The following is a 13756-nucleotide window of genomic DNA, read 5'->3' as shown; positions in this document are numbered from 1 at the left end:
ATTTAACGATTATGCACAAAAAGAATGATTTATTTTGGTTAATTGGTTGCGCTACAATAATCCTGTTTATTTGCAGTGCTATCAGACATATTTTATTTCAATCTAATGCTCTTGATCTTGGTTGGTTCGATCAGGGAGTTTACTTAATTTCTCAAGCTAAACCACCGATTATATCTTTTGTTGGCTACCATATCTTAGGCGATCATATCGCTTTTATTCTCTATCCTATAGCCTTACTTTATAAAATTTATCCTAGCGTTTATTGGCTGCTTTTCTTGCAAGCTTTTTCCCTTTCCCTTGCCGTTTTTCCCCTCTGGCAATTGGCAATACAAGCGGGATTAAAAGAAAAACAAGCTTATACATTAGCCTTAGTTTATCTGCTCTATCCCCTGATTTTTAACGTTAATCTCTTTGATTTTCATCCAGAAGTTATCGCAGTGCCAGCCATTTTTTGGACGGTTTTAGCGGCAAGATTAAATAATCCCTGGGGATTTTGTCTAGGAATTATTATTATTCTCGGTTGTAAAGCAATTCTCTCTTTAACATTGTTGGGAATGGGTATCTGGTTACTTCTCTGGGAAAAGAAAAAAATCCCAGGAATAATTGCTATGATTAGCGGCATTCTTTGGTTTATTATCACCACGAAATTATTAATCCCTCTCCTGACAGGAAAATCGGCAGTTATTGAAATGGCTGATTCTCGATATAGTTATCTAGGAGATAGTTTGCCAGCAATTATCTTTAATCTTTTCCTCAAACCCGATCTTGTCTTAGGAAAAATCTTTACTGGCAATAATCTAGAATACCTCATCCTATTAATTATTCCCTTAGTTTGGGGTTTATCTTGGCGCTATTCTACCGCAATAATTGCCGCTATTCCCGCAATCGCTTTAAATTTATTAGCAGATCATGCCCCACAAAAAAACTTAACCACTCAATATTCCCTGCCAATTTTGCCCTTTTTATTTCTAGCGGTTATCGCCACTTTAGCCCATAATGGTAACTGGTTAAAAAAACCTAAATGGATAATTACTTGGGCAATTATTGCCTTTTTTGCCCTAGCTAAATACGGCTATTTTTGGTCACTGTATTTAAATTCCCTCGATACTTGGTCCGCCACCCAAAAAGCTCTTACCCAAATTACCACCAGTGACAGTGTCTTGACTACTTCTAGAATTGCCCCCCATCTTACCCATCGGAAAATGATCAAATTAGCGATCGAAGGTTCCCAATCCCTAGATTTAAATCAATTTAATTATATTCTACTTGATCGCCGTCATCCCGGTTGGTCTAGTTCACCAGAACTAATTGATGATCACTTAAATAAACTGAATCAAAATGAGAGCTTTCAGTTAATCGTTAATCAGGATGATGTGTTTTTATATCGGGCCTTGACAACCCCTCAAGAAACAAAATAATTTTTCGTTCCACCAATTCCAATAAATTTTCTTTATCGACGGGAAACCAGACAATATTAGCATCGGCACGAAACCAAGTGCGCTGACGTTTGGCAAATTGACGGGTGTGGAGGATAATTAGATCGATCGCCTGTTCTAAAGAAACTTCTCCGAGGAGATATTGCTTAATCTCTGCATAACCCAAAGTCTGCAAAAGTGGCAAATCCCAACCGTATTTATCCCCCAAATTCTGCACCTCTGCTACTAATCCCCTTGTGATCATTTGATGAGTACGAACAGTGATCCGCTTGTCTAAACTTTCTGGGGAACAGTCTAAACCAATTTGTAAAATTGGATAAGTGGGGGGATTTTCTCCCTGCTGACTAGAGATAGGTTTTCCTGTCACATAAAAAACCTCTAAAGCGCGTAAAGTCCTGACCTGATCATGGGGATGAATTTTTTTAGCGGCCTCTTCATCTACCTGCATTAGAATTTGATAAAGATAGGATTGTCCTAAAGCTTGTAATTGCCGTCTCAAATCCGCTTGAGGAGAAACCCTCGGTATTTTTAAACCTTTGACAATGGACTTGATATAAAGTCCCGTACCACCGACCAAAAACAGAGGAGAATATTGGAGATTGCTGATTAAATTCTCAGCCTGTTCTTGGTACTGTGCTAGGGTAAAATTATCTTGAGGATCACAAATATCAATTAGATAATGGGGAATCCGCTGACATTCTTCTAAGCTAGGTTTAGCAGTACCAATATTAAATTCTCGATAGATTTGTCGGGAATCGGCACTGAGAATTACTGAATTAAACTTTTCGGCCAATTGTAGGGCTAAACTGGATTTTCCTGTGGCAGTTGCCCCACAAATAACAATCAGAATAGTTGACATACTCCCACCGTCAAGCTGCGCTGTGACGGGGGATTCTTGACCTATCACTATCGGAAATTGCTTGTTCAACGGGGAGCATCCCAGATATGTAATGAGTATAAATGCTGATGGCTAGGAAGAGGGAGATAGAGGATAATTAGTCCTAAACTAACCATACCAGATGTAGGCATCATGAATGCTCAAGAAGAACTGCAATTACAAGAACATCTGCAAGCTATCGGCAAAATCCTCAGCAATTCTCAGTTTTAGACACAGCAAGCCTTTTAGGGATTTAAAGAACATTTTAAAGGGGGATTTTTGGCGCAACTTTGGGTGTACTATCACGTCAAAAGCCCGAAGACTCGTGAAATGAAATTCGCCATCCCATTGAATTTTACCCCGTATTATGCGAACTAACTCCCAAAAGCCTTATTACAGGGCAAATTTAGAATTGCTGGCCTATTTTCCCCATACTTTCTTCCTGAGCCCTGAAATGCTTATCATACTAAATCCGTTGAGTATGGACTACATATCAAGAGAGGCACTCAGGCAAAACGGAGAATAAATAATCAGTTTTTAATAACTGAATTTAGCATCAGTTGTACTTAATTTAAATGAATCAACCCTAGGGAGCAGGGGGGATCGAACCTAAAATCCATTTTAAATTTGATTATAACCAGCTACTCAACCTCAGCTAATCCACGGAACTTTCTTTCTGGATTAATACCTCACCAGCGATTAAACGTTGGGCTGCTGAAAGTAAAACATCCTCAATATAGGGCTTGACAAAATAACCTTTTGCCCCTTTAGCGGCGGCAAGATGCTGCATTTTTTGCGTCCCTTGGTAGGCAATTATCGCCACTGGTATCCCCTGAAGTTGTTCATCCTCTTGCAGACGAGAGAGTAATTCTAACCCATTCAGGCGAGGCATTTCGATATCGCAGAGAATCAGATCACAAGCTAATCCGGCCTGTAATTTTTCCCATGCTTCTAAACCGTCCTGGGCCTGTTCAATGCGATAACCAGCTTTAACCAAAGAAATCGCTAACATTTCCCGCACTATTAACGAATCATCGACAATCAAGACGAGAGGACTCGATTGTGCTAACAAATTAGCGGGATCACTATCAATAATCGTTGTATCGGAGGATGAAAGCTGATTAGAGGTCGCTTTAATACTATTAGCTAGTAATACTTCCCCCGCAATCATTCTTTCAGCTGCCGAGAGTAAATCTATTTCCGTGTAGGGCTTGGTAAAATAACCACTGGCCCCTAATTTCGCCGCCACCTGACGATGACGTTCCGAGCCTCGGGAAGTCAACAAAGCCACGGGAATCGTCGCTAATCGGGGGTATTTTTGCAAATTAGACAGTAATTCCAGGCCATTCATGCGGGGCATCTCGATATCACAAAAAACGATATCACAGGGCAAACCACCGCGTAATTTTTCCCAAGCTTCTTGACCATCCCGAGCTTGTTCCACACGATAACCAGTTTTACTAAAGCTTAAAGAGAGCAATTCCCGAACAGTAATCGAATCATCGACAATCAGAACCATAGCCTCGGATTTTTGGCTAATTTCCACATCTACAGGCGGTACGGATTGGCGCCAAAGACCACCGTTATCGATACGCAGACGACCGCTGGCGATGTCGATCAACTCTAACACATCGCCGACGGGCATCACCGTACCATCGCCTAAAACCGTCGCCCCAGCAATCCCAGCCGTTTTCGGAATCGGTCCTTCAATCTGTTTGATCACGATCTCCTGTTCCCCGATCACTTGATCCACCTGTACCGCGAGGAGATTATTACCACCGCGCAGGATCACGATCGCAAAAGAGTCTTCCCCCTGTTTGCCGGTGTAAAAACTACCGCGACTAAGTTGTCGATTGTAGGAAAGCAAATCGCTCAAGGGTTGGAAAGGTAGTAAAGTGTTTTGCCAGAAAACGCAGCGCCGTCCCTCCCGATCCATTTGGATATCCCTGGCCCGGAAATCCCTCACATCTTCCACTCCGTCCATGGAGAAACCGATGCGAGCATGATTACTAACACAACAGAGGGCCTTACAGATACTCAGGGTTAGGGGTAAACGGAGGGTAAAAGTGGTTCCTTGGCCCAGTACCGAGTCAATAGTAATCGTCCCGCGCACATCGATTAAACTGGTACGCACCACATCTAAACCCACCCCACGACCGGCAAAATCATCGGCCTGATCTTTGGTACTAAAACCGGGATGAAAAAGAATTTCATAGACTTCTTGGGTACTGAGGTTTTGAGCTTCCCGATCGCTGATCAGGCCTTTTTCGATCGCCTTAAGTTTAACCAGATTAACATCAATACCGGCCCCATCATCACTAACGGTGATCACGGTTTGATTGCCCTGTAGGAATGCCCGAACCGAGATCGTACCGTGGACAGGTTTGCCTTTGGCCAGGCGTTCTTCGGGTGATTCAATGCCGTGGGTGATCGCATTGTTGACCAGATGGATCATGGGACTATTGAGATTTTCGAGGATCATCTGATCGATGAGAACACCCCCTCCTTCCACTTTTAATTTGGCTTGTTTGTGCAGTTTCAGGGAAATATCGTGAATTGCCCGGGGTAGATGATCGGCAGTTTGACTAAAGGGAACCATGCGCGATTTGGTCATCCCTTCCTGTAGTTGGGTGGTAGCCTGTCGCAGACTGCGCGTCACCTGATCGGTTTCATCGACGACAAATTGAAGATCAGAGGCCGATTCTCGCACTCGCACGATCAATTCGATCATCTCTTGGGATAATAAGTGGAAATCGGTAAAACGGTCGATCTCTAGGGCATCTAGTTCCCCAGTCATAGTCGAATTGCCCTGATTTTTTCCCTGAACTCCATCGTAACCGATGGCACCACCAGCATTGCGACTAGCCAGTAAAGCCCCTTCTAGGAGGCTTCTTTCATAGAGATCCTGCATCCGAACGCCCACATCGCTGAGATTTTGGACGCAGGTTAGCAAATTATCTAAAAAGAGACGCAGGCGATCCTGTTCCTGTTCAAGGTGATTGCGTTTAACCACCAGTTCCCCGATCAGATTGCTGAGGTTGTCCAATTGTTTGATCGGCACCCGCATCGTCTGTTCAAAAGCTTTACCAACAAGGGGACGCAGGTTATTTAACCCGACCGGTGGATTGGTTTCTTCGAGGAGTTTTTCTAAATCCTTGAATTCAGGCTCTGGGGAGCTTTCCGTGGCAATTTCCAGTGATTCTAACCGTTGGAGAGGTTCTGTCGCGGCCAGAGGCTCCCCTGCTGTGGATTCCCAGAGGAAGACCTCTAGGGATTCAAAGATGTCCGGCAGTGGCGATTGCGCTGGTGGAGTGGGTTTTTCCAGAAAAGCTTCTAAGTCTTCGAGGCTGTCGTAAAAATTCGGGTTGCTGATGGTTATAATTGCCTCTGAGTCCTGGACTGTTGCATTTTCTAGCAGCAGCGATTCCAGATCATCCCAATCTTCGGCTTCTGACTTGGCAGCAGTCCCACGGGTAGAATGAAGATCATTAGTGGCGGTTTCTTCCCAATTGATGCTATCGCTAAAAAGTTCTGCTAATTCCGGTTCTAAGGGCAAGAAAGACAGGGTTTGGTCAAGAGAAGCCCCATACCTCGCCGCTGGCGGGGAAGTCTGCTCAAATAAAAAGCTAAGTTCGTCTAGGGTCTCGTCACCGTCGGTGTCTTTGTCTTCTAAACTCTCTAACAACTGTTCGAGATCTTCGTTAAAGAAATGATCCCAGTCGGGTTTCATCATGATTTGCTTCCTGCCAAGTCTTCCTTTTTGGTCAACCAATGCGCTCTCTCTAGCTTCAGATTACCCAGAATTTTACCCGATAAATCCATCCACTAGGAATTTTTTTATGGCTAATCAAACTCTTGGACTCGATCGACAATTTTATTCCTATTATCAATCTATCTGTCTGCGAGAATCTCCGATTTTAGCTCAATTACGTCAAGAAACTGCCTCTCAACCCCTGGCAGTCATGCAGATTGCCCCCGAACAAGGTCAGTTTATGGCTTTTTTGGTACAGGCGATCGGGGCGAAAAAAGCCCTAGAAATAGGGGTTTTTACCGGTTATAGTGCGCTAGTGGTAGCCTTAGCTTTACCCCCGCAAGGCAAGCTCATCGCCTGTGATCTGAGGGAAGAATATACCAGTATAGCCCGCCGTTATTGGCAGCAGGCCGGTGTCGCCGATAAAATCGATTTAAGAATTGCCCCGGCCCTGGAGACTTTAGATCAATTAATCGCCGGGGGAGAAAGTAATAGTTTTGATTTTGTCTTTATCGATGCCGATAAAAGTAATTATGATTGCTACTACGAACAGGCGTTGCAATTGGTCAGAAGCGGCGGAATTATCGCTATTGATAATGTTTTTTGGTCAGGACGGGTAGCGACGGCCGATAGCAATGATAATCGCACCAAAATTATCCGTTCCCTTAATGCCAAAATTCAGCAGGATGAACGGGTCAATATCAGTATTATTCCTATTGGTGATGGTTTGACCCTGGCCATGAAAAAGTGAATAAGCTAAGAGGTATTAGAAAAGCTTTTGCTCTTGCGGAAACCACCCAGGACAACGCTACATCCCTTAAGCTCCTTAACGACAGCACTAAGTTATAAGTTATCAGTTCAACGGAGAGGGTGGGATTTGAACCCACGTTAGGTGTGACCCTAAAGCAGATTTCGAGTCTGCCGCATTCAACCACTCTGCCACCTCTCCACAGGGTTTGAGTCTGGATTATTATTTTAACAGATTACTTGTCCTAGGATTGATTTTTTTTTATGAATCAAGCTCCTTTTCTTCCAGTTAACCATCCCCGGCCTAACTTTCTCGACCGGTTAGGGAGTCTCTGGAAATTTTCCCGTCCCCATACGATTATCGGCACTTCTTTAAGTGTTTTAAGTCTGTATTTGATTGCTTTAGGCAATATTAGCGATTTTTTTAGCCATTGGTCGGTTTTATTGCTCACTTGGACTGCTTGTCTTGCGGGTAATGTCTATATTGTCGGTTTAAATCAGTTGGAAGACATCGACATCGATAAAATCAATAAACCCCATCTTCCCCTAGCCAAGGGCGAATTTTCTCGGTTAACAGGCGGGTTGATCGTGGGTTTTAGCGGTATTTTAGCAATCATACTGGCTTTTATCGGTGGTTTTTGGCTGTCAATCACCGTGGGGATTAGTTTACTCATCGGCACTGCCTATTCCTTGCCACCAGTGCGGTTAAAACGCTTTCCCCTCTGGGCAGCCTTCTGTATTTTTACCGTCCGGGGTGTCATCGTTAATTTAGGTCTTTTTCGCCACTACAACACAGTTATTAATCAAAATCAGTCTATCTATCCCTCAGTCTGGGTTTTAACCGCTTTTGTTCTCGTTTTCACCGTTGCGATCGCTATTTTCAAGGATGTTCCTGACCTAGAAGGCGATCGCATTTACCAAATTACCACTTTTACCCTGCTGCTCGGCCCAGAAAAAATCTTAACAATTTCTCTCTTGACAATTTCTCTGTGTTATGCAGGTATGATTGTCGTCGGTCTCTTGGGAATAACGGGAATTAATTCTCCTCTGGCCATTGTCGCCCATCTGCTCCTACTTGTTCTTCTTTGGTGGCGTAGTCGCGGAGTAAATTTAGAAGATAAAAGCGAAATCAGCCGATTCTACCAATTTATTTGGAAATTATTCTTCCTGGAATACCTGATATTTCCCCTTGCTTGTTTAATATAAAAATATCTCCTTTTGTTAGGTAGTTTTATTATCACTCAAAATGGGGCAAATATGCAGGGAACTTTTATCACTCCCGTGACTTTAAAAGTCGAGAAAACTAATACAGGTGAGCGCATTTTAGCCACGGGTAGCGAGGAGTTTTTTCTACTGATGACCGTGCAGAAAAGTCGTCCCCCAGCAGTTAAAATTATCGGCAAGGGATTAGATGCGATCATGCAAATTGGCTCCCAGGAAATCTCAATTATCGACGGTGCAGTTAGATTAAAAGAGATTAAGTAATAGTTTCCTCAATGATGATTGATTATCCCAACGTTTAAATAAAACATTTAGATAGTCTATCGCATTACCGCCACCCCAATACGGAACTAAATCATAGAAACCTATTGGATTAAAATTATAAGGTTCTAAAAACTTTTTCAATTCAAAAAAATTAGTATGATCTTTATCCTTATTCCGGAGAGTAGTTTCGGCAAATATATAGCGAATTTTTCCCGCTTTTAAAGTATTTAATGCTCCTTGTAAAACTGGAATTTCAAAACCCTCTGTGTCTATTTTTAAAATGTCTATGTATTCAACATTAACCAGATTATTTTCGAGAAAGCTATCTAATTTTGTTAAAGTAAATAGTTCCACTGTTTGATCATTTTGTAGGGATAAAGAGGGATCAGGTTTTGCTTTCAAAGAATTGGTTCCTTTCGTCCCTATGGTAACTATTTCTTCTTGTCCATCTCGATCTGTAAGAGCTAATTGATAGCAAAAAATGTTAGTATCTTTGCTGGTAGCGGCTTGTAGTTTTTGGAAGGCTTTGGTGACTGGTTCAAAAGAATATATCTTGGCTTGGGGAAACTTTTGACGATAGTGAAGTGCCGATTGTCCTAAATTAGCTCCCACATCAAAGATGATCTCTACTTTTAAATTGGGAGAGAGTCTATTAATATCTTCCTTATAATCACACCCAAAGGGTAAATACTTGGTCTTATATAGAGCGAAACCCCAAGAATTTAATAGTCTTTTAGCAGCTATTTTTAACATTATAATTTCTTAACAAATGGTTTGACTCGTATTGTAGCTGATTAATGTCACTTTGTCAAGGGGAAAGGAAAACTAAACAGTGTTTCTCCTATACATCGGATCATCGAGCATAACCTGATTTGATGCTGACTTGTAATTGATAATAACTGAGTAATGCAGTATTAAGAGACAGGCTAAATCCTTAGGAGAGATTTACAAAATTGTAACCAATCTTTTCAAATAGATAAATCGTGCGTCAATCTATTCCCAGCCTGAAACCTTATAATTCTCTCTCTCCTAAACGTTTTGTGAGAACTATTAACATTAATCAATTTCATTGTAATTTAAGAAAAGATGCTGATTTTTCGCCTATCTCAAGCGCGTAGATTTTTGAGGATTAAAGATGATGGTAGGAGATTCTTAGATTTAGGCAAATTCCCCGAAAACCGCCCCCTTTGTCAGGAAGTATTTATAGAGATTATGATGACTATTTGAGCAATGATTTATGATATAATCAAGACGGCTGACCAAAATAGCCCCTAAATTCAGAACTATCTAGAATTACAGCTTTAATTTCCGCCTAACTAAACTATGACTAAATATCATCAAATCACCGTTAACAATCGTCAGACGGGCGAAAAAATTACCACCACCGTTCCTGAGGATAACTATATACTCCACAGTCTGGAAAAACAGGGCTATCAATTACCCTTTTCCTGTCGCAATGGAGCTTGTACCAGCTGCGCGGTCAGGGTATTATCAGGAGATATCCATCAACCAGAAGCGATCGGACTATCGCCGGAATTAAAAGCCAGAGGTTATGCTTTACTTTGTGTCAGTTATGCCCGTGGCGATCTGGAAGTAGCCACCCAAGACGAAGATGAAGTCTATGAACTGCAATTCGGTCGCTTTTTTGCTCGTGGGAAAGTGCGTTTTGGTTTACCCTTAGATGAGGAATAGATTAGGGATTAATCGTGCTAGATACCAGCAGCCAATTAGAAAAATACTTAGACATTGCCAGCGAAGCCGCCCTAGCGGCGGGAACAATTATCCTCGATAATTGGGGTAAAATCGAGACAATAGAAGAAAAAGGGCGATCGGGCGATTTAGTGACGGAAATAGATCGTCGAGCGGAAACAGAAATTCTCAAAATTATTGGCCGTCACTTTCCCAAACACGGGATTTTAGCGGAAGAATCGGGAAAACTGCCAGGGACCGATAGCGACTATCTCTGGGCGATCGATCCTCTCGACGGAACCACCAACTATGCCCACGGTTATCCCGTATCCGTCGTCTCTATCGGACTACTGATCGCAGGGAAAGCAGCAGTAGGAGTCATCTATAACCCCTTTAGAAAGGAACTATTTCGGGCAGCCCGGGGTTTGGGGGCCACCCTGAACCGTCGTCCCATCCATGTCTCCCGGACCAGTGAACTAGAAAAAAGTTTACTGGTGACGGGTTTTGCCTACGATCGCTGTCAAACCCCCGATAATAATTATGCCGAATTCTGTTATTTGACCCATCTGACCCAAGGGGTACGCCGCAGCGGTTCCGCTGCCAACGACTTAACCGATGTGGCCTGTGGGCGCTTAGATGGTTATTGGGAACGAGGAATTAATCCCTGGGATCTGGCCGCGGGAGTTATTCTGATCGAAGAAGCTGGGGGTAAAATTAGCGCCTACGATGAGAGTCCTTTTTTGATAGAAACGGGGCGAATCCTGGCTACTAACGGACAGATTCACACCCCCTTAAGCCAAGCTCTGCAAAAAGCGGCTTCTTGGAGCTTTCAGTTTTAATGCGATTATCATTTTGATTAAAGTTAGGATACTCTCTATGACTTTTCCAATTTCCCAGGGATTATTTCAATATGATTTAATCGATCACTTCGCTATTTTAGGAGTCTCGATCGATGCCGAACAGGAGGAGATTCGCCAGCGTTACTTAAAAATCGCCTATAAACTCCATCCTGATACCTGTCGCACTTACACCCCCGATGAAAAAGAACAGGCTCATCAGTTACTTTCAAAATTAGTTAACCCCGCCTACGAACATCTGAGCCACGATCTATCTCGCGAAGAATTTCGCCTTGTTTTAGCACAAATGGGCAAGGCAATGGGGAGAGATTTGAGTAAAATCACCATCAGTAGTGAACCAGCTAGAAAACTAGCCCAATCTAGCGCTAACTACGAATTAGCCTATCAAAAAATCCTGCAATCTTTGGCGATCGATCAATATACCGCCCTGGAAAATACCTATCAGAAAATCGCCCAACTCAGTGAACTCAATCTCGTTTATCTGATCTTAACCGAAGGTAGGGGCAACAGGAAAACCACCCCGAAAGTCTTTATCTCCCAGGGCAATACTAACCAGTCCGAGTTAGTGGTCGCGGCTGTCACCACAGCAGCCCAGACTAAAGGCAAGGAATCGCCCCTAGAAGCCTATATTCGCCGCGCCCAAGCCTCTCTTGACGAAAATAACCCCGCCCAAGCTTTGCGAGAATTGCGCGATGCCCTGCGGCAAGAACCGGATAATGGCATCTGTCACGCCCTGATCGGTTTAGCCTACCTGCGACAAAATCAACTGTCCATGGCCCGGGTTCATATCAACCGGGCCTGGAAAACCAGCCCCCAAGATGCGACGGTGATTAAGTGCAAACGGGAACTAGATAAAGTAGTTAATTCTAAGATTGAAATGCCAGACCAGAAAGAACAAAAAGAGGAAGGAGAGCGCAAGGGCGGTTTTTGGTCTCGATTTGGTGGTAAAAAGAAATAGGACTGACCAGTGCCACCGATTTTGATTAGCAAACTCCCATGATTCATCAACCCCCGGCGGGGACAAGGGATTTATTACCCCTAGAAGTTACCCAAAAAGGCTGGATTAACGATCGCCTTCAGTCTGTCTTTCAACGTTGGGGCTATCAAAGGATCGTCACCTCCACCATTGAATGGCTCGATACCCTCACCGCAGGCGGTACGATCGATCCCAGCACCGTGATCCAACTCCACGGGGATAGTCAAGGACTATCGGGATTACGCCCTGAATTAACCGCTTCCATTGCCCGTAGTGCCGTCACCCGCATGAGTGGGGAGTCCTATCCCCAACGTCTCTGTTATCGGGCTAACGTTTTTCGTCGCCCTAGCGCCAGTTATCACGGTCGTCAAGTGGAATTCTATCAAGCGGGGGTAGAACTGCTCTTTTCTGGCGGTTTACTAGCTGATGCCGAGATTTTACTGCTCCTGGCTGACTGTTTCGATAGTTTGGCCGTCCCTAACTGGCAGATTATTTTAGGAGAAGCGGGTTTGACTCGTTCCCTACTTTCCCCTTTTCCCGGTCCCTTACGCGAACAGGTGAAACGCTGTTTAGCCCTCCTGGACTATGTTAGCCTCGAAAATCTTCCCTATCCCAACGAAACCCTCCGGCAGCAAGCCCGAAAATTATTTCACCTGCGCGGTAATCCTCACGATGTCCTCGCACAAGTGGCCCTATTAGCCCAGGAAGAATCAGCCCAAAAAGCCGTTAATAACCTTAAATCCCTAGTAGAGCTGCTTAATGCCGATCGCTCTAGTCCTTTCCCCCTAATTCTCGATTTAAGTCTCATTCAAACCTTTGATTACTACACCGGCATCGTTTTTAAAGCGGTTAGTGATCACCAGCAAAATCTCAGTATTTTAGGCCAGGGCGGACGCTACGATCAATTATTGGGCGTTTTTCATCCCCAGGGTCAATCGGCTCCCGGTATCGGTTTTTCCCTGAATATCGAAGAACTGCACGAAAGTTTATTATCAGGCCAGACTTTACCCACTCAAGCTGCCCCCCTCGACTGGTTGCTTATCCCTTTGGGTAATAACGCCCAGATAGCGACTTTTAGTAAAGCTCGCTCCCTTCGCACCAGTGATCCGAATCTGAGAGTGGCGATCGATTTAGGTGGTCGCAGCGAGGCACAAATTCGCACCTATGCCCGTGATCGAATGATTAAAAATCTCGCCTGGGTGCAAGAAGATGGTTCCGTGATCGAAGAATCTCTCTAAAAGGGGGCAAAAGCGGCGAAAATACTGCCTTCTGCCCGCTGCTATAGGACTCTATCTAGGGTTTGCGGCAAAAAGTACGGGCGAAGCATTCGGGCAATAACCTATCGGTGAAACCGTAGATTTTTTATCCGAATGCTTCGCCCCTACAGGACAAAGATGTAGATGTAGGTTGCTCTAATGGGAAGTTTTGTGACGACAAGTAGCATTGATGATATTTATGGGGAATAATAGATTTAGATGAGTGCCTAACTTTCCAATTGGTAGCGACTTGCTATGAAACAACCAACCGCCAATTATGATGAACCCTGGAAAGAAGCATTAACCGAGTATTTTGAAGCGTTTTTATACTTCTTCTTTCCTGAAGTTCACCAACTAATTGATTGGACACAAATTCCCGAATCCCTAGAAAAAGAACTCAAACGAATTACCGCTTCAGCAAAGACAAAAAAACGTTTCGCTGACAAACTCTATTCAGTTATCAGTTATCAGTTATCAGTGACTAATTGGAAGCAAGCAGCAATCCCTTTGCTATAATAGTCATGGCACACCTGAAAACAAAAGCGACTACTGGGAAGCTGCCAGAACGGGAACAGTGGAAGTGGAGGTTAATCAGGGGATTATATGAAAAGGAGTTTAAGAGGGAACAGATAATTAAACTGTTTGAAATCATCGACAATATGATGACTTTATCCCCTGAATT

12 protein-coding genes and 1 tRNA gene are annotated in these 13756 nt (G+C 43.5%); 9 read left to right on the top strand and 4 right to left on the bottom strand.

Annotated features, from left to right (window positions below; genetic code table 11):
• Nucleotides 1–11 precede the first annotated feature (11 nt).
• Complete coding sequence (locus IM507_RS10190) at nucleotides 12–1418, top strand: DUF2079 domain-containing protein (protein ID WP_123230321.1); 1407 nt, start codon at nucleotides 12–14, stop codon at nucleotides 1416–1418.
• Here IM507_RS10190 and miaA read toward each other — a convergent pair.
• On the bottom strand, nucleotides 1360–2295 hold the full coding sequence (gene miaA, locus IM507_RS10185) for a tRNA (adenosine(37)-N6)-dimethylallyltransferase MiaA (RefSeq protein ID WP_036396432.1): 936 nt from the start codon (nucleotides 2293–2295) through the stop codon (nucleotides 1360–1362). The two genes, IM507_RS10190 and miaA, sit on opposite strands and share 59 nt — an antisense overlap.
• Before the next feature lie 673 nt (nucleotides 2296–2968).
• Nucleotides 2969–6046 carry a hybrid sensor histidine kinase/response regulator gene (locus IM507_RS10180; RefSeq protein WP_042790758.1) on the bottom strand — a complete coding sequence of 1026 codons (3078 nt, stop codon included), beginning with the start codon at nucleotides 6044–6046 and terminating at the stop codon, nucleotides 2969–2971.
• A gap of 106 nt (nucleotides 6047–6152) precedes the next feature.
• Between IM507_RS10180 and IM507_RS10175 the strand changes: the two genes are divergently transcribed.
• Nucleotides 6153–6815: a class I SAM-dependent methyltransferase gene (locus IM507_RS10175; protein ID WP_002735180.1), complete on the top strand. Its 663-nt coding sequence runs from the start codon at nucleotides 6153–6155 to the stop codon at nucleotides 6813–6815.
• Between the two features lie 111 nt (nucleotides 6816–6926).
• Here IM507_RS10175 and IM507_RS10170 read toward each other — a convergent pair.
• Nucleotides 6927–7013: transfer RNA gene (locus tag IM507_RS10170), tRNA-Ser, on the bottom strand.
• A gap of 62 nt (nucleotides 7014–7075) precedes the next feature.
• On the opposite strand from IM507_RS10170, the gene IM507_RS10165 reads away from it, so the two are divergent.
• Together IM507_RS10165 and IM507_RS10160 are read left to right on the top strand one after the other, a co-directional pair.
• Nucleotides 7076–8017 (top strand): homogentisate phytyltransferase, encoded by a 942-nt coding sequence (locus IM507_RS10165; protein ID WP_069474128.1) that lies wholly within the window; start codon nucleotides 7076–7078, stop codon nucleotides 8015–8017.
• Between the two features lie 12 nt (nucleotides 8018–8029).
• Complete coding sequence (locus tag IM507_RS10160) at nucleotides 8030–8296, top strand: hypothetical protein (RefSeq protein WP_002745877.1); 267 nt, start codon at nucleotides 8030–8032, stop codon at nucleotides 8294–8296.
• Here IM507_RS10160 and IM507_RS10155 read toward each other — a convergent pair.
• A complete protein-coding gene (locus tag IM507_RS10155) occupies nucleotides 8279–9049 on the bottom strand; it encodes an FkbM family methyltransferase (RefSeq protein WP_123230322.1) in 771 nt (256 codons plus the stop codon). The two genes, IM507_RS10160 and IM507_RS10155, sit on opposite strands and share 18 nt — an antisense overlap.
• A gap of 570 nt (nucleotides 9050–9619) precedes the next feature.
• On the opposite strand from IM507_RS10155, the gene IM507_RS10150 reads away from it, so the two are divergent.
• From IM507_RS10150 to IM507_RS10130, 5 genes are all read left to right on the top strand, one after another.
• Nucleotides 9620–9988, top strand: a complete 369-nt coding sequence (locus IM507_RS10150; RefSeq protein WP_002737677.1) for a 2Fe-2S iron-sulfur cluster-binding protein — start codon at nucleotides 9620–9622, stop codon at nucleotides 9986–9988.
• A 14-nt stretch (nucleotides 9989–10002) separates the two neighbouring features.
• Nucleotides 10003–10824, top strand: coding sequence for an inositol monophosphatase family protein (locus IM507_RS10145; protein WP_287636959.1), 822 nt, complete (start codon nucleotides 10003–10005; stop codon nucleotides 10822–10824).
• A gap of 37 nt (nucleotides 10825–10861) precedes the next feature.
• Complete coding sequence (locus IM507_RS10140) at nucleotides 10862–11800, top strand: J domain-containing protein (RefSeq protein WP_287636958.1); 939 nt, start codon at nucleotides 10862–10864, stop codon at nucleotides 11798–11800.
• Nucleotides 11801–11838: 38 nt separating this feature from the next.
• A complete protein-coding gene (locus tag IM507_RS10135; RefSeq protein ID WP_287636957.1) occupies nucleotides 11839–13056 on the top strand; it encodes an ATP phosphoribosyltransferase regulatory subunit in 1218 nt (405 codons plus the stop codon).
• 273 nt (nucleotides 13057–13329) lie between these two features.
• Complete coding sequence (locus IM507_RS10130) at nucleotides 13330–13590, top strand: hypothetical protein (protein ID WP_123230326.1); 261 nt, start codon at nucleotides 13330–13332, stop codon at nucleotides 13588–13590.
• Nucleotides 13591–13756 lie beyond the last annotated feature (166 nt).

The sequence above is a fragment of the Microcystis sp. M20BS1 genome, assembly GCF_020245305.1.
Classification (GTDB): Bacteria; Cyanobacteriota; Cyanobacteriia; order Cyanobacteriales; family Microcystaceae; genus Microcystis; species Microcystis ichthyoblabe_A.
Note: the sequence above shows the minus strand (reverse complement) of the source record. Positions and strands in the feature narration are given on the sequence as shown.

Coding starts and splice junctions, on each gene's coding strand:
- IM507_RS10190 (WP_123230321.1), top strand. CDS start 12: ATGCACAAAAAGAATGATTTATTTTGGTTAATTGGTTGCGCTACAATA.
- miaA (WP_036396432.1), bottom strand. CDS start 2,295: ATGTCAACTATTCTGATTGTTATTTGTGGGGCAACTGCCACAGGAAAA.
- IM507_RS10180 (WP_042790758.1), bottom strand. CDS start 6,046: ATGATGAAACCCGACTGGGATCATTTCTTTAACGAAGATCTCGAACAG.
- IM507_RS10175 (WP_002735180.1), top strand. CDS start 6,153: ATGGCTAATCAAACTCTTGGACTCGATCGACAATTTTATTCCTATTAT.
- IM507_RS10165 (WP_069474128.1), top strand. CDS start 7,076: ATGAATCAAGCTCCTTTTCTTCCAGTTAACCATCCCCGGCCTAACTTT.
- IM507_RS10155 (WP_123230322.1), bottom strand. CDS start 9,049: ATGTTAAAAATAGCTGCTAAAAGACTATTAAATTCTTGGGGTTTCGCT.
- IM507_RS10150 (WP_002737677.1), top strand. CDS start 9,620: ATGACTAAATATCATCAAATCACCGTTAACAATCGTCAGACGGGCGAA.
- IM507_RS10140 (WP_287636958.1), top strand. CDS start 10,862: ATGACTTTTCCAATTTCCCAGGGATTATTTCAATATGATTTAATCGAT.
- IM507_RS10135 (WP_287636957.1), top strand. CDS start 11,839: ATGATTCATCAACCCCCGGCGGGGACAAGGGATTTATTACCCCTAGAA.
- IM507_RS10130 (WP_123230326.1), top strand. CDS start 13,330: ATGAAACAACCAACCGCCAATTATGATGAACCCTGGAAAGAAGCATTA.